At 45.0% G+C, this 22,880-nt stretch carries 14 protein-coding genes, 7 tRNA genes and 3 rRNA genes; 18 read left to right on the forward strand and 6 right to left on the reverse strand.

Annotated features, from left to right (window positions below; genetic code table 11):
• Nucleotides 1–317: 317 nt before the first annotated feature.
• The 7 genes from ABG082_RS00965 to ABG082_RS00995 all read left to right on the forward strand — a co-directional run bounded on the left by ABG082_RS00965 (nt 318) and on the right by ABG082_RS00995 (nt 8,178).
• A 16S ribosomal RNA gene (locus ABG082_RS00965) occupies nt 318–1,866 on the forward strand.
• Between the two features lie 181 nt (nt 1,867–2,047).
• A 23S ribosomal RNA gene (locus tag ABG082_RS00970) occupies nt 2,048–4,978 on the forward strand.
• Between the two features lie 61 nt (nt 4,979–5,039).
• A 5S ribosomal RNA gene (rrf, locus tag ABG082_RS00975) occupies nt 5,040–5,155 on the forward strand.
• The 16S, 23S and 5S rRNA genes sit together here with 2 tRNA genes alongside, the layout of an rRNA operon.
• A 43-nt stretch (nt 5,156–5,198) precedes the next feature.
• A tRNA-Asn gene (locus ABG082_RS00980) sits at nt 5,199–5,273 on the forward strand.
• 1 nt (nt 5,274) lies between these two features.
• Nucleotides 5,275–5,347, forward strand: a tRNA-Thr gene (locus tag ABG082_RS00985).
• A 365-nt stretch (nt 5,348–5,712) separates the two neighbouring features.
• Nucleotides 5,713–7,152 (forward strand): SulP family inorganic anion transporter, encoded by a 1,440-nt coding sequence (locus ABG082_RS00990; RefSeq protein ID WP_165378686.1) that lies wholly within the window; start codon nt 5,713–5,715, stop codon nt 7,150–7,152.
• Between the two features lie 60 nt (nt 7,153–7,212).
• Entirely contained in the window at nt 7,213–8,178 is a 966-nt protein-coding gene (locus ABG082_RS00995) for a bile acid:sodium symporter family protein (protein ID WP_265582773.1), read from the forward strand.
• A gap of 39 nt (nt 8,179–8,217) precedes the next feature.
• On the opposite strand, the gene ABG082_RS01000 is transcribed toward ABG082_RS00995, so the two are convergent.
• The 6 genes from ABG082_RS01000 to murQ are packed head-to-tail and all read right to left on the reverse strand — an operon-like array spanning nt 8,218 to nt 15,947.
• Nucleotides 8,218–9,426 carry a DUF1343 domain-containing protein gene (locus ABG082_RS01000; RefSeq protein WP_348936814.1) on the reverse strand — a complete coding sequence of 403 codons (1,209 nt, stop codon included), beginning with the start codon at nt 9,424–9,426 and terminating at the stop codon, nt 8,218–8,220.
• A 50-nt stretch (nt 9,427–9,476) separates the two neighbouring features.
• A complete protein-coding gene (locus ABG082_RS01005) occupies nt 9,477–11,396 on the reverse strand; it encodes a glycoside hydrolase family 3 protein (RefSeq protein ID WP_206114152.1) in 1,920 nt (639 codons plus the stop codon).
• Nucleotides 11,397–11,409: 13 nt separating this feature from the next.
• Nucleotides 11,410–12,765, reverse strand: coding sequence for a penicillin binding protein PBP4B (pbp4b, locus tag ABG082_RS01010; RefSeq protein ID WP_282834029.1), 1,356 nt, complete (start codon nt 12,763–12,765; stop codon nt 11,410–11,412).
• Nucleotides 12,766–12,777: 12 nt separating this feature from the next.
• Nucleotides 12,778–14,157, reverse strand: a complete 1,380-nt coding sequence (locus ABG082_RS01015) for a PTS transporter subunit EIIC (protein WP_008344031.1) — start codon at nt 14,155–14,157, stop codon at nt 12,778–12,780.
• Nucleotides 14,154–15,023 (reverse strand): MurR/RpiR family transcriptional regulator, encoded by an 870-nt coding sequence (locus tag ABG082_RS01020; RefSeq protein WP_007498558.1) that lies wholly within the window; start codon nt 15,021–15,023, stop codon nt 14,154–14,156. Before ABG082_RS01020 ends, ABG082_RS01015 begins: the two co-directional genes overlap by 4 nt.
• Before the next feature lie 12 nt (nt 15,024–15,035).
• Entirely contained in the window at nt 15,036–15,947 is a 912-nt protein-coding gene (gene murQ, locus ABG082_RS01025; protein WP_317328473.1) for an N-acetylmuramic acid 6-phosphate etherase, read from the reverse strand.
• A gap of 220 nt (nt 15,948–16,167) precedes the next feature.
• On the opposite strand from murQ, the gene ABG082_RS01030 reads away from it, so the two are divergent.
• The 11 genes from ABG082_RS01030 to glmM all read left to right on the forward strand — a co-directional run bounded on the left by ABG082_RS01030 (nt 16,168) and on the right by glmM (nt 22,824).
• Nucleotides 16,168–16,242: transfer RNA gene (locus tag ABG082_RS01030), tRNA-Glu, on the forward strand.
• A 6-nt stretch (nt 16,243–16,248) separates the two neighbouring features.
• Nucleotides 16,249–16,324: transfer RNA gene (locus ABG082_RS01035), tRNA-Val, on the forward strand.
• A gap of 3 nt (nt 16,325–16,327) precedes the next feature.
• Nucleotides 16,328–16,400, forward strand: a tRNA-Thr gene (locus ABG082_RS01040).
• Nucleotides 16,401–16,428: 28 nt separating this feature from the next.
• Nucleotides 16,429–16,513 (forward strand) — tRNA-Tyr (locus ABG082_RS01045).
• Nucleotides 16,514–16,517: 4 nt separating this feature from the next.
• A tRNA-Gln gene (locus ABG082_RS01050) sits at nt 16,518–16,589 on the forward strand.
• 137 nt (nt 16,590–16,726) lie between these two features.
• Nucleotides 16,727–17,638 carry an arginase gene (rocF, locus tag ABG082_RS01055; protein WP_007498554.1) on the forward strand — a complete coding sequence of 304 codons (912 nt, stop codon included), beginning with the start codon at nt 16,727–16,729 and terminating at the stop codon, nt 17,636–17,638.
• Nucleotides 17,639–17,822: 184 nt separating this feature from the next.
• Complete coding sequence (gene sigW / locus ABG082_RS01060; protein WP_007498553.1) at nt 17,823–18,386, forward strand: RNA polymerase sigma factor SigW; 564 nt, start codon at nt 17,823–17,825, stop codon at nt 18,384–18,386.
• 14 nt (nt 18,387–18,400) lie between these two features.
• A complete protein-coding gene (rsiW, locus tag ABG082_RS01065) occupies nt 18,401–19,027 on the forward strand; it encodes an anti-sigma-W factor RsiW (RefSeq protein ID WP_047946092.1) in 627 nt (208 codons plus the stop codon).
• A 204-nt stretch (nt 19,028–19,231) separates the two neighbouring features.
• The gene (gene cdaA / locus ABG082_RS01070) at nt 19,232–20,053 is read left to right on the forward strand and encodes a diadenylate cyclase CdaA (protein WP_008344027.1); all 822 of its coding nucleotides are present in this window, start codon (nt 19,232–19,234) and stop codon (nt 20,051–20,053) included.
• On the forward strand, nt 20,046–21,452 hold the full coding sequence (locus ABG082_RS01075; protein ID WP_008344026.1) for a YbbR-like domain-containing protein: 1,407 nt from the start codon (nt 20,046–20,048) through the stop codon (nt 21,450–21,452). The genes cdaA and ABG082_RS01075 overlap by 8 nt, the downstream gene beginning before the upstream one ends.
• Nucleotides 21,453–21,477: 25 nt before the next feature.
• Nucleotides 21,478–22,824, forward strand: a complete 1,347-nt coding sequence (glmM, locus tag ABG082_RS01080) for a phosphoglucosamine mutase (RefSeq protein ID WP_272511933.1) — start codon at nt 21,478–21,480, stop codon at nt 22,822–22,824.
• Nucleotides 22,825–22,880 lie beyond the last annotated feature (56 nt).

Below are 22,880 nucleotides of genomic sequence, written 5' to 3' on the forward strand. Positions count from 1 at the left end.
GACATGCACGATAAAACTATTTTAAAAAAAGTTCTGAAAAGGCGTTGACCAACAGAATGTTTTCGTGATATATTATTAATCGTCGCTGACACACAGTGACAAACACAAACGCTTCGGGAAATAAACTTGAAAAAAGTTGTTGACATAAGATGAAGCGAAATGTTATATTATTAAAGCCGCTAAGAACGGCGAAGATGATCTTTGAAAACTAAACAAGACAAAACGTACCTGTTAATTCGAGTTTTTATAAAAAAATCCTATGATACATCATAGGTAGTCAGTCAAACTGGCGAAAAACAAAACTTCGGTTTTGAACTTTTTCGGAGAGTTTGATCCTGGCTCAGGACGAACGCTGGCGGCGTGCCTAATACATGCAAGTCGAGCGGACAGAAGGGAGCTTGCTCCCGGATGTTAGCGGCGGACGGGTGAGTAACACGTGGGTAACCTGCCTGTAAGACTGGGATAACTCCGGGAAACCGGAGCTAATACCGGATAGTTCCTTGAACCGCATGGTTCAAGGATGAAAGACGGTTTCGGCTGTCACTTACAGATGGACCCGCGGCGCATTAGCTAGTTGGTGAGGTAACGGCTCACCAAGGCGACGATGCGTAGCCGACCTGAGAGGGTGATCGGCCACACTGGGACTGAGACACGGCCCAGACTCCTACGGGAGGCAGCAGTAGGGAATCTTCCGCAATGGACGAAAGTCTGACGGAGCAACGCCGCGTGAGTGATGAAGGTTTTCGGATCGTAAAGCTCTGTTGTTAGGGAAGAACAAGTGCAAGAGTAACTGCTTGCACCTTGACGGTACCTAACCAGAAAGCCACGGCTAACTACGTGCCAGCAGCCGCGGTAATACGTAGGTGGCAAGCGTTGTCCGGAATTATTGGGCGTAAAGGGCTCGCAGGCGGTTTCTTAAGTCTGATGTGAAAGCCCCCGGCTCAACCGGGGAGGGTCATTGGAAACTGGGAAACTTGAGTGCAGAAGAGGAGAGTGGAATTCCACGTGTAGCGGTGAAATGCGTAGAGATGTGGAGGAACACCAGTGGCGAAGGCGACTCTCTGGTCTGTAACTGACGCTGAGGAGCGAAAGCGTGGGGAGCGAACAGGATTAGATACCCTGGTAGTCCACGCCGTAAACGATGAGTGCTAAGTGTTAGGGGGTTTCCGCCCCTTAGTGCTGCAGCTAACGCATTAAGCACTCCGCCTGGGGAGTACGGTCGCAAGACTGAAACTCAAAGGAATTGACGGGGGCCCGCACAAGCGGTGGAGCATGTGGTTTAATTCGAAGCAACGCGAAGAACCTTACCAGGTCTTGACATCCTCTGACAACCCTAGAGATAGGGCTTTCCCTTCGGGGACAGAGTGACAGGTGGTGCATGGTTGTCGTCAGCTCGTGTCGTGAGATGTTGGGTTAAGTCCCGCAACGAGCGCAACCCTTGATCTTAGTTGCCAGCATTCAGTTGGGCACTCTAAGGTGACTGCCGGTGACAAACCGGAGGAAGGTGGGGATGACGTCAAATCATCATGCCCCTTATGACCTGGGCTACACACGTGCTACAATGGACAGAACAAAGGGCTGCGAGACCGCAAGGTTTAGCCAATCCCACAAATCTGTTCTCAGTTCGGATCGCAGTCTGCAACTCGACTGCGTGAAGCTGGAATCGCTAGTAATCGCGGATCAGCATGCCGCGGTGAATACGTTCCCGGGCCTTGTACACACCGCCCGTCACACCACGAGAGTTTGCAACACCCGAAGTCGGTGAGGTAACCTTTATGGAGCCAGCCGCCGAAGGTGGGGCAGATGATTGGGGTGAAGTCGTAACAAGGTAGCCGTATCGGAAGGTGCGGCTGGATCACCTCCTTTCTAAGGATATATGGAGCAGCGTGCGTTTTCGTCTTGTTTAGTTTTGAAGGATCATTCCTTCAAACATGTCTCTAGCGAGACAGGATTGTTCTTTGAAAACTAGATAACAATAAGTAATACATTCACATTGAATGCAATGCAAAGTTCATCACACATAGTGATTCTTTCTAAAGTAAGAAATGGTTAAGTTAGAAAGGGCGCACGGTGGATGCCTTGGCACTAGGAGCCGATGAAGGACGGGACGAACACCGATATGCTTCGGGGAGCTGTAAGCAAGCTTTGATCCGGAGATTTCCGAATGGGGAAACCCACTGCTCGTAATGGAGTAGTATCCATACTTGAATACATAGAGTATGAGAAGGCATACCCGGGGAACTGAAACATCTAAGTACCCGGAGGAAGAGAAAGCAAATGCGATTCCCTGAGTAGCGGCGAGCGAAACGGGAACAGCCCAAACCAAGAGGCTTGCCTCTTGGGGTTGTAGGACACTCTATACGGAGTTACAAAGGAACGATATAAGCGAAGAGGTCTGGAAAGGCCCGCCAAAGAAGGTAACAGCCCTGTAACTGAAATGTTGTTCTCTCCAGAGTGGATCCTGAGTACGGCGGAACACGTGAAATTCCGTCGGAATCCGGGAGGACCATCTCCCAAGGCTAAATACTCCCTAGTGACCGATAGTGAACCAGTACCGTGAGGGAAAGGTGAAAAGCACCCCGGAAGGGGAGTGAAATAGATCCTGAAACCGTGTGCCTACAAGTAGTCAGAGCCCGTTAACGGGTGATGGCGTGCCTTTTGTAGAATGAACCGGCGAGTTACGATCCCGTGCAAGGTTAAGCAGAAGATGCGGAGCCGCAGCGAAAGCGAGTCTGAATAGGGCGCATGAGTACGTGGTCGTAGACCCGAAACCAGGTGATCTACCCATGTCCAGGGTGAAGTTCAGGTAACACTGAATGGAGGCCCGAACCCACGCACGTTGAAAAGTGCGGGGATGAGGTGTGGGTAGGGGTGAAATGCCAATCGAACCTGGAGATAGCTGGTTCTCTCCGAAATAGCTTTAGGGCTAGCCTCAAGGTAAGAGTCTCGGAGGTAGAGCACTGATTGGACTAGGGGCCCCTACCGGGTTACCGAATTCAGTCAAACTCCGAATGCCGATGACTTATCCTTGGGAGTCAGACTGCGAGTGATAAGATCCGTAGTCGAAAGGGAAACAGCCCAGACCGCCAGCTAAGGTCCCAAAGTATACGTTAAGTGGAAAAGGATGTGGAGTTGCTTAGACAACCAGGATGTTGGCTTAGAAGCAGCCACCATTTAAAGAGTGCGTAATAGCTCACTGGTCGAGTGACTCTGCGCCGAAAATGTACCGGGGCTAAACGTATCACCGAAGCTGCGGACTGTTCTTACGAACAGTGGTAGGAGAGCGTTCTAAGTGCAGTGAAGTCAGACCGGAAGGACTGGTGGAGCGCTTAGAAGTGAGAATGCCGGTATGAGTAGCGAAAGACGGGTGAGAATCCCGTCCACCGAATGCCTAAGGTTTCCTGAGGAAGGCTCGTCCGCTCAGGGTTAGTCGGGACCTAAGCCGAGGCCGAAAGGCGTAGGCGATGGACAACAGGTTGATATTCCTGTACCACCTCCTCACCATTTGAGCAATGGGGGGACGCAGGAGGATAGGGTAAGCGCGGTATTGGATATCCGCGTCCAAGCAGTTAGGCTGGGAAATAGGCAAATCCGTTTCCCGTGAAGGCTGAGCTGTGATGGCGAGCGAAATTTAGTAGCGAAGTTCCTGATTCCACACTGCCAAGAAAAGCCTCTAGCGAGGTGAGAGGTGCCCGTACCGCAAACCGACACAGGTAGGCGAGGAGAGAATCCTAAGGTGATCGAGAGAACTCTCGTTAAGGAACTCGGCAAAATGACCCCGTAACTTCGGGAGAAGGGGTGCTTCTTAGGGTGTTAAAGCCCCGAGAAGCCGCAGTGAATAGGCCCAGGCGACTGTTTAGCAAAAACACAGGTCTCTGCGAAGCCGTAAGGCGAAGTATAGGGGCTGACGCCTGCCCGGTGCTGGAAGGTTAAGAGGAGCGCTTAGCGTAAGCGAAGGTGCGAATTGAAGCCCCAGTAAACGGCGGCCGTAACTATAACGGTCCTAAGGTAGCGAAATTCCTTGTCGGGTAAGTTCCGACCCGCACGAAAGGCGCAACGATCTGGGCACTGTCTCAACGAGAGACTCGGTGAAATTATAGTACCTGTGAAGATGCAGGTTACCCGCGACAGGACGGAAAGACCCCGTGGAGCTTTACTGCAGCCTGATATTGAATGTTGGTACAGCTTGTACAGGATAGGTAGGAGCCTTGGAAACCGGAGCGCTAGCTTCGGTGGAGGCATCGGTGGGATACTACCCTGGCTGTATTGACCTTCTAACCCGCTGCCCTTATCGGGCAGGGAGACAGTGTCAGGTGGGCAGTTTGACTGGGGCGGTCGCCTCCTAAAATGTAACGGAGGCGCCCAAAGGTTCCCTCAGAATGGTTGGAAATCATTCGCAGAGTGTAAAGGCACAAGGGAGCTTGACTGCGAGACCTACAAGTCGAGCAGGGACGAAAGTCGGGCTTAGTGATCCGGTGGTTCCGCATGGAAGGGCCATCGCTCAACGGATAAAAGCTACCCCGGGGATAACAGGCTTATCTCCCCCAAGAGTCCACATCGACGGGGAGGTTTGGCACCTCGATGTCGGCTCATCGCATCCTGGGGCTGTAGTCGGTCCCAAGGGTTGGGCTGTTCGCCCATTAAAGCGGTACGCGAGCTGGGTTCAGAACGTCGTGAGACAGTTCGGTCCCTATCCGTCGCGGGCGCAGGAAATTTGAGAGGAGCTGTCCTTAGTACGAGAGGACCGGGATGGACGCACCGCTGGTGTACCAGTTGTTCTGCCAAGGGCATCGCTGGGTAGCTATGTGCGGACGGGATAAGTGCTGAAAGCATCTAAGCATGAAGCCCCCCTCAAGATGAGATTTCCCATTCCGCAAGGAAGTAAGATCCCTGAAAGATGATCAGGTTGATAGGTCTGAGGTGGAAGCGTGGTGACACGTGGAGCTGACAGATACTAATAGATCGAGGACTTAACCTATATTCTAATGTGAAAAATGAACGTTGTTATCTAGTTTTGAGAGAACATTCTCTCCATCAGGTTTGGTGGCGATAGCGAAGAGGTCACACCCGTTCCCATACCGAACACGGAAGTTAAGCTCTTCAGCGCCGATGGTAGTTGGGGGTTTCCCCCTGTGAGAGTAGGACGCCGCCAAGCTTTTTGTTTATATCCTTCCAATGGAAGAAGTTACTTTATCCATTCCGCAGTAGCTCAGTGGTAGAGCTATCGGCTGTTAACCGATCGGTCGTAGGTTCGAGTCCTACCTGCGGAGCCATGCTTCCATAGCTCAGTAGGTAGAGCACTTCCATGGTAAGGAAGAGGTCAGCGGTTCGAGCCCGCTTGGAAGCTTTCCTCTATATGATAATGGTAAATGTTAAGGTTTCTCGTTGATGAGAAGGCTTTTTTTGTTTGTTTTAAAATATATATTTAACGTTTATTGATCTTGGTTCGGCTTATTAAACTAGAAAATGAATCGAGCGATTTTGATGGAAGCTTTGCCTTAGCTTTCTACATACTCCTTCTATTTGTTCTTGATTCTTCGGCGTATTTCTTTTATCCTTACTAAAGTGATGACTTCCTCTCTTACAAAAGACTCTGTACGTTCCTCTTTTTCCCCGAAATTGAATGGTTATTGTTTTTTCCTTTCTGTATCTCCGGGTTTTATTCGCCTTCTTTTTCCTTGTACGGTATGTATATAAAAAGGAGTAGATGGTTTGAAAGATTTATTTGTAAAGCAAGAATGGTTTGGATATGTACGTCAGGATGTGCTGGCGGGTATTTTAGTGGCTCTGGCTTTAATTCCTGAAGCGATTGCGTTTTCGATTATTGCGGGCGTTGATCCTAAGGTCGGTTTGTATGCTTCGTTTTGTATTGCGATTGTGATTTCGTTTGTTGGTGGACGGCCAGGTATGATCTCTGCCGCTACTGGTGCTATGGCGCTGGTTATGGTCAATTTGATTGCAGATCATGGATTGCAGTATTTGTTTGCGGCTACGATTTTAACAGGCCTGATTCAAATTGTGTTTGGAATGTGTCGTGTTTCTCGTCTGATGAAATTTATTCCGAGGTCTGTGATGGTTGGTTTTGTCAATGCGTTGGCAATTATGATCTTCATGGCACAGCTGCCGCATTTCGTTGGGGAATCCATGGCTATGTATATCATGACAGGTGGCGCTTTGTTCATCATTTATGTATTACCGATGGTCATCAAAGTTGTTCCCTCTCCACTCATTGCGATTATTGTGATGACGATGATTGCTGTATTTGGGCATATTGATGTCAGAACGGTTGGAGACATGGGAGAGCTGCCTAGCTCTTTGCCAGTTTTTCTTATCCCAAATGTACCGTTTAACTGGGAAACACTTGCTATCATTTTTCCTTATTCCTTAGCACTTGCGATGGTTGGTTTACTTGAATCTTTATTAACAGCACAGATTGTAGATGATATGACGGAAACGTCTAGTCGTAAAAATAAGGAAGCGAGAGGCCAAGGAATTGCCAATGTGGTGGCAGGATTTTTTGGTGGTATGGCTGGCTGTGCGATGATTGGTCAATCTGTGATTAATACAAAGGCAGGGGGACGAGGCAGGCTTTCTACCTTTGTTGCTGGTGCATTTTTAATGGTATTGATTTTTGTTTTGGGTGATGTAGTCGTTCAAATTCCAATGGCTGCTCTTGTGGCTGTCATGATCATGGTTTCTATTGGTACCTTTGATTGGGGTTCATTCCAGCAGCTAAAAAAGAACCCAAAAACAGATTCTATTGTCATGATTGTCACGGTCGTGACGGTGGTGTTCACTCATGATTTATCCAAGGGTGTATTTGCAGGTGTTCTTCTTAGTGCGGTATTCTTTGTAGCAAAAATATCGAAGCTTCATATTACGTCTACAGAAAGCCAAGCAGGGACTTGGATTTATCGAATAAAAGGCCAAATTTTCTTTGCTTCTGTGACTGATTTCATCCAAGCGTTCGATCAGAAAAAAGATCTCCAAGCTGTTGTCATTGATTTGTCTGAAGCGCGTATATGGGACGAATCAGGTGTGGCCGCGATTGAACGTGTGAAGGAAAAATATCGTATAGCTGGTGTAGAGGTGGACGTAGTTGGAATGGATACGTCTAGTCAAAAGCTTATGAAACAAGTGATTGGATCTTAAAAGACTTTTCTTTTTGTTACAATAAAACAAGGAAGAAAGTGAAGGATGGAGGTGGCCGGCATGCTTGTCCGTTTGAATCAGGTGCTCGGCCGGATGATGCCGCTCATTACGCCTGTCAGCGTGCTACTTGGTGTATTATTGGCGGCGTATTTAAAAGATTTGACCTTTTTGGTGCCATGGGTGTTTGCCGTGATGACATTTGCAGGAAGCCTGTCTGCTACCTTTTCAGCTTTAAAGCATACAGTGATGCATCCATTGCCTTTGATTTTAACGTTTTTGATTTTGCATGTGCTGATGCCTCTTTATGCTTGGACATCGGGACATTTGATCTTTGCGGGTGACTCCATGACGATCACCGGTTTGACACTTGCCATGGTGATCCCAACAGGCGTTTCTAGTTTAATATGGGCAGCGATGTATAAAGGGAATGTGGGATTAACGTTATCCATTATTTTAATTGATACACTGCTGTCGCCATTTATTGTACCTGCCAGTCTGTCACTTCTCGTCGGTTCACAGGTCCATATGGACATGGCGGCCATCATGAAGGGGCTGTTTGGTATGGTGGTGCTTCCATCTATATTAGGGATGCTCGTACATCAATATGCAAAGCCAGCGGTAACGAAAAAGATCAGTCAGACCTTGTCTCCTTTTTCAAAAATAGGCTTGTTTGTTGTGGTCTCGATCAATAGTTCTGTTGTTGCTCCCTATTTACGTGAACTGGATGGTGCGTTTTTTAGTAAAGCAGCCATTGTGTTTTTCATTGCAATGAGTGGATATGCTTTTGCATGGTTCATTGGGAAGGCGATGAAATGTACTCAAGGAGAAATTGTGGCGATTGTGTATACGGGCGGTATGCGGAACATTAGCGCGGGTGCGGTGCTTGCCATTAGCTTTTTCCCGCCTGCTGTTGCTGTCCCTGTCGTGATTGGCATGCTGTTTCAGCAAGTACTTGCAGCCTTGTTTGGCTTTTTACTTAATCGTTTTGAGCTGAAAGAACCTGCTGTGATTAAGTCTTTATCATGAAAAAGCCTCCATCCTTTAAGGTGGAGGCTTTTTTTACGATTAATAGATGAGATATTTTTTCCGTTTCTTTTCGAATGTTTTCAGGTCATGGTGGTATTGTTTCATGATGTGTTTGATGGAAGTGCCTTTATTGATTTCTTCTTTGATCCAGCTATTCCCGATGAGTTTATCAAAGCTGCCTGTTTGTAGGAATTGAAAGTCATTAGGATACAAGTCGTGTATTGCTTTGATAATGGATAGACCTGTTTTGACTGCTTCGAATGATTTTCGGTCTGTGACATAAAGCTGTACCCCGTGAGACAAAGTCCCGGCATGTTTTGAAAAGGTAGGGGTAAATGAGACAGGTCTAAATTGAACGCCTTTTAGTTTTAACCCATTTAAATGATCTGCTAGCTCATTGCTATTGATATATGGAGCGCCAATGAGTTCGAACGGTTTTGTCGTTCCTCTGCCTTCAGAAACGTTTGTGCCTTCGATTAATCCTGTTGCTGGGTAAACAAAGGTACTATCAACGGTCGGCATATTAGGTGAAGGGAGGACGAACGGTAGCTTCGTGTCATCGAACGTCATGGATCGTTTCCAATGTTTCATTTTGATCACTTTTACATCAGCGTTGATATGAAACTCTTTGTTAAACATGTATGCAAGTTCTCCAGTTGTCATCCCATGTCTTAATGGGATGGGATAGAGACCTACAAAAGAGGCGTGTTCTGGCTCTAATACGGGTCCTTCTACTTTTACCCCACCTATTGGGTTTGGACGATCTAAGACAACAAATGGAATGTTGTTTTCCTTAGCTGCTTCCATTGCATAGGCCATCGTGTAAATATAGGTGTAATAACGAGTACCAACGTCTTGAATATCAAATAGCAGGACATCTACATTTTTGAGCATTTCAGGAGTTGGCTTTCTTGTTTTTCCATAAAGAGAGTAAACAGGCAGGCCCGTTTTTTCGTCGGTATACGATTCGACGCCTTCTCCTGCTTGTGCATCACCACGGACGCCATGTTCAGGCCCATACAAGGCAGTCAGTTTAATATCGGGGTGTTCAAATAGCAGATCGACACTGCTTTTCATGTTTGCATCAATGCCTGTAGGATTCGTAATAAGCCCTACTTTTTTCCCTTTAAGCAAAGAGAGGTTACTTGAGAGTAATGTTTCGATACCTGTTTTGACTGTTGCTTTTTTTCCTTTTGTATCTGTTCGTTCTGAATCTGCGGGGGAGGCGGCGGTCAATGTGCTGATCATGAGAATGCTAGCGAGTATCAATCTTGCTGTCTTTTTCAAGAGAATCCCTCCTATTTGATCTGTTTGCCTTTTAAATTGAGTCCATAGCCAAATGGGTAAAGGGTTTGATTAGGATGAGTGACTGATGGGATAGCGACGGGCAATTTCCCTTTAGGTGAGGCAGCTCCAAAAATCACTTCTAGTCCCGCAGGAATATTTGGTTGATTGAATTGTCCGTTTGAGTACCCTTTAAAACCGTAAACAGCCAGTAAGGCGTCGGCTTCCTCGAAATTTGCAGCATCATATGGGTTTCGGAGACTCATGATGACCAATTTTTTGTTTTGTGCTGCTGCTTCTTTCATGACAGCACGAGGAAAGGCCGTTGCCCATTTTTTCGGATCCTGTACACCGTCATCAATGACGCCATCATTCACAGCTGGGTCATTTTGGACAACGTAAGAGCCGGTAATGACATAGTCAGCATCTTGAATGAGTTTGGCTGTTTCTTTTGAGAAACTCTTATCTGCAAATGCGTACGATTGGACACGCACAGGTTTGATCTTTTTTTGTTTGTTTAGTGATTCAATTGTGACGGACATTGCTTTTGTTTGATCTTCGTACGGTGCCATGAGCAAGATTTTGTCATTCTTTTTAGGCTTAAAAGGCAAGGTTTTGTCGTTGTTTTTAAGTAGAGTGATTCCTTCACGTGCCATTTTCTGTTCTGCTTTTCGGTGAGACTTTTGACCAACGAGCTGAGTGGCTTTTTTGATTTTCTTCTCAAGGCTTACTGATTTGTTGGCGGAAATGATGCCGCGTTTAATCTTTAATTGAAGGATTTTTTCGACAGATTGATTGATCTGAGATATCGGAATTTCTTTTGTGAGAACTGCTCTTTTTAAAGCATTGAACACATTCTCTAGGTTTTTTTCTGTCTTTAAGGACGTGACAGGTGCTGGCATGAGGGCAATGTCGACGCCTGCTTTAATAGCCATTACCACAGCTTCTTCCTGTCCGAAGTTATCTGCAATCGCTTTCATATTGAGGGCGTCTGTTACAACCACTCCTTGAAAGCCCATGTCTTCTTTTAATAAGTTTGTGATGACTTTTTTTGATAAGGTTGCTGGAACCATAATGTCCTCGCCATCTTTTTTACTTTTATACGTTGTGTCATCAATGGCTGGGAATTGAACATGAGCGGTCATGACCATATCTGCCCCTGCGTTGATTGCTTGTTGAAATGGATACAGCTCCACCTTTTTAAGACGATCTAGATCATGTTCTACAAGCGGAAGACCGTAGTGACTATCAACAGCTGTATCACCATGTCCCGGGAAATGCTTGAGTGTCGAAATAGTCTTCTCCTTTTGAAGTCCTTTCATGGTTTGAAGACCAAGTCGCGTGACTAGTGCAGGGTCAGAGCTAAAGGAACGGACACCAATGACGGGGTTATTCGGGTTATTATTTACATCAAGAACAGGAGAGAAATTTGTATTGATACCTAGAGCGTTTAATTCTTTGCCGATGATTTTTCCTGTGTCATATGCATTTTTTTTACTTCTAGAGGCACCAATCGACATATTTCCTGGGAAATGTGTTCCCTTTTGTAGTCTTGTGACGATTCCGCCTTCTTGATCAATGGAAATGAGTAAAGGGATGTTGGGTGATGCTTGTTGAAATTCATGTGTGAGTTTGACGGTTTGTTTCGTATCAACGACATTTTCTGCAAATAAGATGACACCGCCTAAATGATATTTCTCTACAAGGTGAGAGACTTCTTTATTCATTTTTGTGAAGCCTGTAGGAGCGGATTCACCTTCTGCTTGCCAATTGCGAAAGTCTGGCATGAGCATTTGGCCAATTTTTTCATCCAAGGACATGTCCTGAACCATTTGTTTGGCAGTTGGGAGAGGGGCGGAGCTCACCTTTTCCGTTGGAATGGAAGAGGTGAGCAGGGCCAAAACGAGTGCAGCGGGGAACAGAGCTTTTAACATCGAATTCCTCCTTTTACTTAAAAGATTCGTAGATTGCGGTCATGATGCTTCCATAAGTACCAGTTGGGAAAAGGTCACCTTCAAATTGATTTGGGTTGACTTCAGGTGAAACGACGGGTGAATGTTTTTTATTTGTTAGCAAGACGACGCCTAGATTGTGTTTTGGATCAATCAGTGTCATCGTTCCGGTCCAGCCTGTGTGTCCATACGCTTCTTTACTTGCGTACTTCCCAAACATCCATTCCATGTCAGTATTGCCGTTTTTCCGCCAGCCTAGCCCGTAAGTTGGGTTCGTGTCTGATGATTCCGTAAAGAGATCGATAGAAGCTTGGTCAAAGATGGTTGTTTTCCCATAGCCTCCTTTATTGAGCATCAGCTGAAGCAGTACGGCCATATCTGATGTATTAGAGAAAAGTCCGGCATGTCCGGAGACACCTGCCATTGAGTAATAGGCTTTCTCATCGTGGACTTCACCTAGCAAGGTATACCTGCGAATGTTTTCAAAATCAATGACACCATCTCTTGTATTGCCTAGACGCTCGGTTGCTGCAAAATGCTTTGGCTTGAATCCCTTTTTCAGCGGATTGAACATGGTATGTTTGAGACCAAGCGGTCGATAAATCGTCGACTCTACATATTGGTCAAGTGGCATACCGGTTTTTTTCTCGATGATCATGCCTAACAGCATGTAATCAATATCACTATAAATATGCTGAGTGCCTGGCTTGTATTGCAGGGGCACCTTTGGCAGCCATTTCATGGTTGTTTGTCTATCTTGGGAGAAAAAAGAGCCCGCTTGCTCTTTGCTATAAAATAAAACACTGGAAGGAAGTCCGGCAGAATGGGTGAGAAGATCCTTGACTCGAAGCTGATCTTTGCCGGTTACCTTTGCATCTGGTTCATCTTGAAAGTCAGGCAGGATGGTTTGTATTTTTTCATTTACATCTAGTTTTTGTTCATATACTAGCTTTTGCAGGGCATAGTTGGTGGCATACATTTTTGTATTGGATGCCAAATCGAACAGTGTGTTCTTTTTCATTTTCTTATAGAATTTGAGTTCGGTTGTCTCTTTATATTTTTGTCTGTAGCCATAGGCTTTTTGATGGACGATCTGACCATCCTTGATAATGATGAGTGCTGCCCCTGGAAATCCTGCTTTGATATCGTTTTGAATCATGTGATCAACCTTCCTAAGCTGCCTAGAAGAAAAACCTACTTGTTCCGGTCGTTTTGCTTTTTTTAAGACGGGATATTCTTCAGGTGCTGTTTTAGACAAAGACGATACAGGATGGGAGCTAGTTGCAAATGTTTGTACTGGTAACCCAAGGAGCATGAACAGACTTGTGATGATGAGAAAATATTTCTTCAAGAGCTAGACCTCCTATTGTTTATTTTCCTCGAATTCAACAGCCATATCATCATGAAATCCAAATAAGTATGTGAAGATAAATCCAGCGACATATGCAATAAAGAGTCCTATTAAGTAAAGTAGCATTTGATGTGTGTGAACGATAAAGGTTAATGGGAGACCTGATACCCCGATTGCTTTAGTGGCGATTTGGAAATAGGCTTGAAATGCTCCGCCGATTCCAGCGCCGAGACAAGCAGTGAGGAAGGGTCTTCCGAGCGGGAGTGTGACACCGAAAATGAGCGGTTCTCCAATTCCAAGCATTCCTGAAGGAAGTCCGCCTGCAATGGCTCTTTTCAGCTTTTTCTTTTTTGTTTTCATATAAATGGCAAAGGCAGCACCGACCTGTCCTGCGCCTCCCATAGCGAGGATTGGCAGAAGCGGGTCATCTCCAATTGAATTAATCAGTTCCATATGAATAGGTGTTAGGCCTTGGTGAAGTCCAGTGACAACAAGAGGAAGGAAGGTCGCACCAAGAACAAATCCGGCAAAAATACCGCCAATGTTTAATAGATAAGTAAGTCCAGAGGTGATGGCATCAGATATAAATCCGCCGACTGGCATGAAGATAACGTACGTGAAAATGCCTGTAATGAGTAGTGTGATGGTTGGTGTGACGATGATATCGAGTGATTGCGGGACGAAGCGTCTGATCCGGGTTTCAACAAGTGCCATAAAAATAGCTGCAAGAAGAACACCGATAAGTCCGCCTCTGCCTGGTAGAATATTAGTGCCAAATAACATAATATCAGCGGCAGCTGGGTTAATGATGAGAATACCTGCTAATGCGCCTAATGCAGGAGAGCCACCAAATTCTTTTGCGGCGTTTGTTCCTACTAATATACCGAGATAAGCAAACAAGCCTGAGCCTATAACGGTTAGGATAATCGCAGCTTGAGATTTTTCATCGAGCCAGCCTGCTTGCACGACCGCTTTTGTAATACCCGTTATAAGACCCGATGCAACGAGTGCTGGAATAATGGGAATGAAAATGCTGGCGATCCGCCGTAAGAACAGCTTGAATGGTGTGCGGTTCTTTTGTGAAATGGCTTGTTTGTTTTTCTGTGCTTCGTTGTTTAAGTCATATGAACCTGAGGCATTGAGCAGCTGTTCAAACGCACTTGATACTTGGTTGACAACACCTGTGCCTAAAATGATTTGCAGTGTTTCCGCTTCGACGACGCCAATGACACCATCGAGTTCTTTGATCGCGGTGGTTTGCACTTTTTCACGATCAATGGGTGTAATTCGGAGACGTGTCATACAATGTGTGTGGGAAGAGATGTTTTCAGAACCACCACAGAGTGAAAGGATTTCTTTCGCCAACTGCTGATATTTTTTTTGATGACTCATGTTGAATCCCCCTTTGTTTTTCGTTTCATGGAGCGGATGGCATGCCTTGTTTTGTCAATATATTGTGCTGTCTGTTCATATTGACGGGAGGCTAAACTGAGGAACAAGACATCGATTAAATAGAGCTGTGCCATTCTAGAGGAAGTGGCAGCACTGCGAAAAGGTGCTTCATTGGAACCGGACGTTGATAGATGGACATCACACAATGCAGAAACGCTTGTATGCCCTGGATGCGTTAAAGCAATGGTTTTTACTTCATTTTCTTTGGCGAGCTGAAGGGCTTGGATGATGTCTAATGTTTCTCCTGAGAAGGATATACCGAACACAATGTCATTCTTTCCAGCATTTGCGATGACCGTAGATGCGATGTGCATGTCAGTGAAGGCAGTGGCTGCATAATTGATTCTGAGAAATTTCTGCTGGGCATCAGCTGCGACGATGCCAGATGCACCCACACCGATAAAATGGATTTGGTTTGCATTCAGCAGCAGTTGCACAGCTTTTTCTAAAGCTTCTACATTTAAAATAGAGGCTGTATCTTTGATCGATTGAATGGTGTTTCCTGCTGTCTTTTGAATAATGGATTGAAGTGGTTCATCTTGTTCGATATCCCGGTAGCCTTGTTTATCAGTGTGCATTAAGTCTCCAGCGATCCGCATTTTCAAATCGTGATAGCCATCCAGCCCGAGAGACTTACAGAGGCGGATGACGGCAGAGCTGCTTGCACCGGCAGCCTGACTGATTTCATGCACTGTGCTTTTAATGACTTTGTCAGGATGGGCAAGGATATAGTCTGCAATGATTTTTTCAGATTGGGGAAGCTTTGATTTCATTGTGTGTAGTAAGGTGAGTCCGCCTGCTGACATGAGTTTCCTCCTTTAAGATTGATGACGTAAGATGGCTTTGTCGATGTGACCATCTGCTTTGTTGAGCAGGTCTTTGGCTGTCTTTTTATCTGTTTTGGTTTGGAGCATGACGATGGCTGTTTTAACTTCTAAATCGGCTGCTTCAAGTGCTTTTACGGCTTGTTCGTAGGAAGCATTGGTCACATGCTGAATGATGGTGATGGCGCGTTCTTTTAGTTTATGATTGCTTACTTTTACATCTACCATCAGGTTTTCATATACTTTGCCTTGTCTGATCATGACAGAGGTGGAAAGCATATTTAAAATCATTTTATGAGCGGATGCGGCTTTCATTCGTGTTGACCCAGTGATGGCTTCTGGTCCTACGACGACTTCAATGGCGCAGTCTGCTAGTTCGCTAATCTCTGCTTGTTCATTGCAGCTGAGGGCTACTGTTTTTGCTCCAATGGTTCTAGCATAGTTTAAAGCGCCAATGATATAGGGTGTTCTGCCGCTCGCCGCGATGCCGACAACCGTATCTTTTGATGTCAGGTGGACGTGTTCTAAATCTTTTTGACCAGCTTCTTCACTGTCTTCCACATCTTCTGCTGCATGTGAAAAGGCAGAGTCGCCACCGGCCATGATGCCTACGATGACATCAGGTGAAATGCTATAGGTAGGTGGACATTCGACCGCATCCATTACCCCAATTCTGCCGCTTGTTCCAGCGCCTAGATAAATGAGTCTGCCTCCATTCGAGATTGATTCAAAGGCAAAGTCACTTGCTGTCTTTACGTCTGGAAGGACACGGTTGACGGCTTGAGCGACCTTCATATCTTCCTCATTTATCATTTGGAGCATTTCTAGCGGGCTTGCTTGTGAAATTCCCGTGGTGTTAGGGTTTCTTGATTCTGTTGTCAAAGAACGCAGTTGAGATGGCTGCATGTGACATACCTCCTTATTTCTTCATTTTAAGTATATTGAGTATGATATGAAATTTCAATATTATATTTAAATACTGAAATTATATTTCAGTCGAAATGTTGTGCTGATGAGGGTTGAATAGTTAGAAAATAAAAAAAATAAAAATCCCCTTTACAAAAGGGGGACAACCTGTATATAATAACTTTTGTCAGCTTCACGGAAACAGTAAACTTGACAAACTGGCCCGTTGGTCAAGCGGTTAAGACACCGCCCTTTCACGGCGGTAACACGGGTTCGAATCCCGTACGGGTCACCATCATGTGGAGGATTAGCTCAGCTGGGAGAGCATCTGCCTTACAAGCAGAGGGTCGGCGGTTCGAGCCCGTCATCCTCCACCATATGCCGGTGTAGCTCAACTGGTAGAGCAACTGACTTGTAATCAGTAGGTTGGGGGTTCAAGTCCTCTTGCCGGCACTGTTTTTCTTTTATCAATTCCATATGTGGAGGGGTAGCGAAGTGGCTAAACGCGGCGGACTGTAAATCCGCTCCCTCCGGGTTCGGCGGTTCGAATCCGCCCCCCTCCACCATTTTTGGGCTATAGCCAAGCGGTAAGGCAACGGACTTTGACTCCGTCATGCGTTGGTTCGAATCCAGCTAGCCCAGTTAAGACACCTTTTTTAAAAAGGTGTCTTTTTTTTATTTTGACGATTGGAATGTATAACTATTCAAAATATTGTTGAGTTGAGTCAAAAGGTACCGAGAAAGTAAAATATAAGCATGAACGGAAAGGGGATGTACATATGGGAGATCAAAAGAAGGTCACGATTGTCGGGGTGCCGATGGATCTCGGTCAAATGAGAAGAGGCGTTGATATGGGGCCGAGTGCCATTCGCTGTGCTGGCGTAAAAGAAAAATTGGAATCGCTTTCATTTGGTGTCGAGGATTTAGGGGATATTCCTGTTGAGCAAAGGGATGATGAGAAAGGTCTCTATACAAGTGAAAAACTGAAAAACTTAACGGAGAATGCTGGCGCAAACCAGCTTCTTGCTGAAAAGGTTAGCAGTATTGTGCAGTCCGGTTCGTTTCCGCTGATTTTAGGCGGGGATCATAGCATTGCAATTGGTACACTAGCCGGTGTAGCCAAGCATTATGAAAATTTGGGTGTCATTTGGTATGATGCGCACGGTGATTTAAATACAGAGGAAACTTCTCCTTCTGGAAATATTCATGGGATGCCACTTGCTGTCAGTCTCGGTCTTGGGCATGCTGATCTAACGAATATTGGCGGTTATGCGCCTAAAGTAAAGCCTGAGAATGTGATCTTGATTGGTGCTCGTTCTTTAGATGAAGGAGAGCGGGCATTAATTAGAGAAAAAGGCATTAAAGTGTATACGATGCATGAAATAGATCGTTTAGGAATGACGAGAGTAATGGAGGAAGCCATTGCGTATTTAAAAGAAAGAACAGATGGTGTTCATTTGTCGCTTGATTTAGATGGTCTAGATCCAGCGGAGTGCCCTGGCGTGGGAACGCCGGTTGCTGGCGGCATCAGTTATAGGGAGAGTCATCTTGCAATGGAGCTTTTAGAGGAAGCAGGTATTTTGACATCTGCTGAGTTTGTTGAGGTGAATCCGGTATTAGATGAGAAAAATAAAACAGCAGAAGCGGCAGTTGCATTAATTGGTTCTTTAATGGGTGAAAAGCTATTATAGAGCGGGACTTGTTCCCGTTCTTTTTTAATTTTGGGGAAATTTAAGGATATGTTAAGGTTTTTACCGGCTGATAAGCGTAACATGCTGTCAAAAATTTGTTACACTATTTTTTAGAGGAGAATGAAACCTTTTGGAACGAGGTTCGTATACATAAAGACCGGTGAAGGCAGAGGTTGAATATACTATGGAAACAATGATTAAAAAGAGAATTAAGCAAGTGAAAAAAGGCGACCAGAACGCATTTGCAGACATCGTAGACCTGTATAAAGACAAAATTTATCAGCTGTGCTACCGTATGCTTGGGAATGCACATGAAGCAGAAGATATTGCGCAGGAGGCGTTTATTCGTGCCTATGTGAATATTGAGAGCTTTGATGTGAATCGTAAGTTTTCCACGTGGCTGTACCGCATTGCAACCAACCTGACCATCGACCGTATTCGTAAAAAAAAGCCGGATTATTATTTAGATGCAGAGGTGGCAGGGACAGAAGGACTGAATATGTATTCTCAAATTGCGGCTGACGGCATTTTGCCAGAGGACGAGGTGGTGTCGCTTGAATTATCGAGCACCATTCAGCAAAAAATTTTAAGATTACCCGATAAATATCGCTCGGTCATCGTATTAAAGTATATTGATGAACTCTCGTTAAAAGAAATTAGTGAGATTCTGAATATACCAGTTGGTACGGTGAAAACGAGAATACACAGGGGTAGAGAGGCTCTCCGGAAACAGTTGAGAGACCTTTGAGTGAGGTGATTTTGATGAGCTGTCAGGAAAGAATCGTCCTGCTTATGCATCAGTATTTAGACGGGGACATTGAGCCCGAAGATGAAAAAGAATTAAAGAGCCATCTGCAATCGTGTGAGGAATGCCGTACTCATTTTCAACAAATTGAGAAATCCATCGCGCTCGTGCAGAGTACATCTCATATAGAAGCACCATCTGATTTCACTGCAAAGGTGATGGCAGGTCTTCCAAAGGAGAAAAAGCGTGTGTCGATTCAAAGATGGATCAAAGCTCATCCGCTAATGGTCGCCGCTGCCCTCTTTGTCATATTGATGGGAGGCAGTCTGTTTACAAGCTGGAATACGGATCATAATTTCAGTGTGTCAAAGCAGCCGAATCTCGTGGTTGAAAATGATACAGTGACGGTACCTAAAGGGGAAACCGTCAAAGGTGACGTCACTGTGAAAAATGGCAAGCTGATTGTAGAAGGCAAGGTTGATGGAAACGTAACAGTCGTCAATGGAGAACAGCTGACTGCTTCTGCCGGACAAGTCACTGGTCAAATCAATGAAATTAATGAAGTGTTTGATTGGGTTTGGTACAAAATGAAATCTACAGCACAAGATGTGATGCGGGTCATTGGACCAGAGGAGCAAAAGTAAATCAAACAGCTTGAGAGCAGTCTCTAAGGGGACTGCTCTTTTTCTATTGATGGACAGACTTGAATGCCAGCCAGATATGGCAACTATTTTCCTTGCTGAAACAAAATGTGGTATAATAGCCACGCTATGTACTTACACATAGGCTCTTTTTTTATAAAAAATGAATCGAACGAAGAATAACTGAAAATTCTGGAGGACGAGGAAATGGCTTTAGGGGATATTCCTTTTTTGCAGTACCTCGGTAATGCTGTTGATATTCTCGTTGTTTGGTATGTGATATATAAATTAATGATGGTCATCCGCGGAACAAAAGCGGTTCAGCTTTTAAAGGGAATTGTCGTCATTGTTCTCGTCAGGATGGGAAGTGCGTATCTCGGTCTTAACACACTTCAATGGCTGATGGATCAAGCGATTACGTGGGGGTTCCTTGCGATCATTATTATTTTTCAGCCAGAGCTAAGGAGAGCGCTTGAGCAGCTTGGGCGCGGCCGTTTCTTCTCTAGAAGCGGAACACCTGTAGAGGAACAGCAGCAGAAAACGATCGAGGCAATTACAAAAGCAATTAACTATATGGCAAAACGAAGAATAGGCGCGCTGTTAACGATTGAGCGCGATACTGGGATGAATGATTACATAGAGACCGGAATTCCTTTAAATGCAAAGGTCAGTTCTGAGCTGCTGATTAATATCTTCATTCCGAATACACCGCTTCATGACGGCGCTGTGATTATGAAGCGTGATGAGATTGCAGCTGCAGCGTGTTATTTACCGCTGTCTGAAAGTCCTTTTATCTCTAAGGAGCTCGGTACACGTCACCGCGCGGCAGTTGGTATTAGTGAAGTAACGGACAGTTTAACCGTCATCGTCTCCGAGGAGACAGGCGGCATTAGTGTCGCAAGAAATGGTGATCTCCATCGAGAATTGACAGAAGAAGCGCTTGAAGAAATGCTGATTGCTGAGTTTAGTAAGAACAGCAAAGATGCTTCCTCGACCAAATGGTATTGGAGGGGCAAGAAAAATGGATAAGATTTTGAATAATCGCTGGGCCGTTAAGTTTCTTGCATTGGTCTTCGCTTTATTGCTGTATGGTGCAGTCAATTCAGCGCAAGCGCCCACGCCGAAAAAAATCGGTGAATCCTTTTTCCCAACATCGACAACAGACGAAGCAACCTTAACGGACATTCCTGTTAAAGCGTATTATGACGACGAAAAGTATGTTGTCACCGGTGTGCCGCAGACAGTCAATGTCACGATTAAAGGATCAACTAGTGCTGTGAAAACAGCAAGACAAACGAAAAATTTTGAAATTTACGCAGATATGCAAAACCTTACGACAGGTACACATAAAGTCGAATTGAAGGCAAGAGATGTATCAAAAGGAATCACATTAACGATTAATCCGTCTGTGACGACTGTGACGATACAAGAAAAAACGACAGCTGAATTCCCTGTTGAAACTGAATTTTATAATCAAAATAAAATCAAAGACGGCTATTCACCAGAGCAGCCTATTGTGAATCCGAAAAAGGTCACGGTCACTGGCTCAAAAGACGTGATCGACAAAATTTCTGTCATTAAAGCATTTGTGAACTTAGAGGATGTCGATCAGCAAATTGAGAAAGAAGCGAAGCTCACTGTGTATGATAGCAGTGGGAATGAGCTGCCAGTCGAAGTGAGTCCGTCTGTAGTAGATATTACGGTCCCGATTACGAGTCCAAGCAAGAAGGTCCCGTTTAAGATTGAGCGGACGGGCAGCTTACCAGATGGAATCAGTATCTCAAGCATCGAGACAAGCCCAAGTGAGGTGACAGTCTACGGTTCTCAAAAGGTGCTGGATGCACTTGATTTTATTGACGGCGTTAAGCTGGACCTAAGCAAGATTAAAGATGATACAGAGATTGATGCCGACATTCCACTGCCAGATGGCGTGAAAAAGGTATCGCCTGAAACTGTTAAAATCAAAGTGAAGGTTGCAACAGCTGAAGAAAAAAAGATCGATAATGTACCAATTTCTGTCGTGGGTCTGAGCAAGGATCTTAGCTCTGCTTTTGTGAGTCCGTCTTCTGGGCGTCTCACACTAACAGCAAAAGGTTCAAAGAGTGCAATTGATAAACTAAAGGCTTCAGATATTGAAGCCTATATCAATGTGGGGGACTTAAACGAAGGAACACATGAAGTCAAAGTACAAGTGAATGGCCCTCAAAATGTGACTTGGACATTATCTAGATCGAAGGTCAAAGTGAAACTGACTTCTACTGATACAGAAGATCAGCCGGCTTCTACGAATGATCGGAAAGATCAATCATCCGATGATGATCAGGAAGAGAAGAGTCAAAAGGAATCTACACAAGATAAAGCAAAAAAAGAATCAAGTCAAAGACAGCGGGTCAAAGAAGATAACAAAGAGGACGCAGCGTCCTCTTGAATGGTAAAAAAGGAGCGATTGAAACATGGGCAAGTACTTTGGAACTGATGGTGTAAGGGGTGTGGCTAATAGCGAATTAACGCCAGAGCTCGCATTTAAAATTGGGAGATTTGGCGGCTATGTGCTCACGAAGGATAAAGAACGTCCAAAGGTACTCGTTGGACGAGACACGCGTGTATCTGGTCATATGTTAGAAGGAGCACTCGTAGCAGGCTTACTTTCAATTGGGGCTGAAGTCATGCGTTTAGGTGTGATCTCAACACCTGGTGTGTCTTATTTAACGAAGGCAATGGATGCAGAAGCAGGTGTCATGATTTCAGCTTCGCATAACCCAGTTCAAGACAACGGAATTAAATTTTTCGGCGGTGATGGTTTTAAACTGTCAGATGAACAGGAAAATGAAATTGAGCAGCTAATGGATCAGCCAGTTGATCAACTGCCACGTCCGGTTGGCGCCGATCTTGGAACCATGAATGACTACTTTGAAGGCGGTCAGAAATACTTGCAATTCTTGAAACAGACAGCGGACGAGGATTTCACAGGCATTCACGTAGCGCTTGATTGTGCACACGGCGCAACATCTTCTCTTGCGACACATTTATTTGCGGATTTAGATGCAGATGTGTCAACAATGGGAACATCACCAAACGGATTGAATATCAACGATGGCGTAGGTTCTACTCATCCAGAGGCACTTTCTGCTTTTGTGAAAGAAAAAGGAGCGGATATTGGTCTTGCGTTTGATGGCGACGGCGACCGCTTAATTGCAGTCGATGAAAAAGGTGATATTGTAGACGGCGATCAAATTATGTACATATGTGCACGTTATCTAAAGGGTGAAGGCCGATTGAAGGACGACACGGTCGTGTCAACGGTCATGAGTAACCTTGGTTTCTATAAAGCGCTTGAGAAGCAAGGCATTAAGAGCATTCAAACCGCTGTTGGTGACCGCTATGTGGTCGAGGCGATGAAAAAGGATGGCTATAATGTCGGAGGCGAGCAGTCAGGCCACTTGATTTTCCTTGATTACAATACGACAGGTGATGGTATGCTTTCTGCGATCATGCTGGTGAATACACTAAAAGCAACAGGGAAAACATTATCAGAGCTTGCAGCTGAAATGGAGAAATTTCCGCAGCTTCTAGTGAATGTGAAGGTATCTGATAAATATAAAGTGGAAGAAAATGAAAAAGTAAAAGCTGTGATCCAAGAGGTTGAAAAAGAGATGAACGGTGACGGACGCATCCTTGTTCGTCCATCAGGAACAGAACCGCTTGTACGTGTCATGGCAGAGGCGAAAACAAAAGAGCTGTGTGATGAATACGTGGCTCGTATTACGGCTGTTGTCAAAGAAGAAATGGGTATTGAGTAATTGATTAAAGCAAATCGCTAAGCAGCGGTTTGCTTTTTTTTTCGAATAAACGTCAT

The organism is Bacillus sp. BS1807G30, assembly GCF_040047675.1.
GTDB lineage: Bacteria > Bacillota > Bacilli > Bacillales > Bacillaceae > Bacillus > Bacillus altitudinis.

Coding starts and splice junctions, on each gene's coding strand:
- rocF (WP_007498554.1), top strand. CDS start 16,727: ATGGGAGATCAAAAGAAGGTCACGATTGTCGGGGTGCCGATGGATCTC.
- glmM (WP_272511933.1), top strand. CDS start 21,478: ATGGGCAAGTACTTTGGAACTGATGGTGTAAGGGGTGTGGCTAATAGC.
- cdaA (WP_008344027.1), top strand. CDS start 19,232: ATGGCTTTAGGGGATATTCCTTTTTTGCAGTACCTCGGTAATGCTGTT.
- ABG082_RS01005 (WP_206114152.1), bottom strand. CDS start 11,396: ATGTTAAAAGCTCTGTTCCCCGCTGCACTCGTTTTGGCCCTGCTCACC.
- ABG082_RS01015 (WP_008344031.1), bottom strand. CDS start 14,157: ATGAGTCATCAAAAAAAATATCAGCAGTTGGCGAAAGAAATCCTTTCA.
- rsiW (WP_047946092.1), top strand. CDS start 18,401: ATGAGCTGTCAGGAAAGAATCGTCCTGCTTATGCATCAGTATTTAGAC.
- ABG082_RS01075 (WP_008344026.1), top strand. CDS start 20,046: ATGGATAAGATTTTGAATAATCGCTGGGCCGTTAAGTTTCTTGCATTG.
- ABG082_RS01000 (WP_348936814.1), bottom strand. CDS start 9,426: ATGATCAGCACATTGACCGCCGCCTCCCCCGCAGATTCAGAACGAACA.
- ABG082_RS01020 (WP_007498558.1), bottom strand. CDS start 15,023: ATGTCAGCAGGCGGACTCACCTTACTACACACAATGAAATCAAAGCTT.
- murQ (WP_317328473.1), bottom strand. CDS start 15,947: ATGCAGCCATCTCAACTGCGTTCTTTGACAACAGAATCAAGAAACCCT.
- ABG082_RS00995 (WP_265582773.1), top strand. CDS start 7,213: ATGCTTGTCCGTTTGAATCAGGTGCTCGGCCGGATGATGCCGCTCATT.
- sigW (WP_007498553.1), top strand. CDS start 17,823: ATGGAAACAATGATTAAAAAGAGAATTAAGCAAGTGAAAAAAGGCGAC.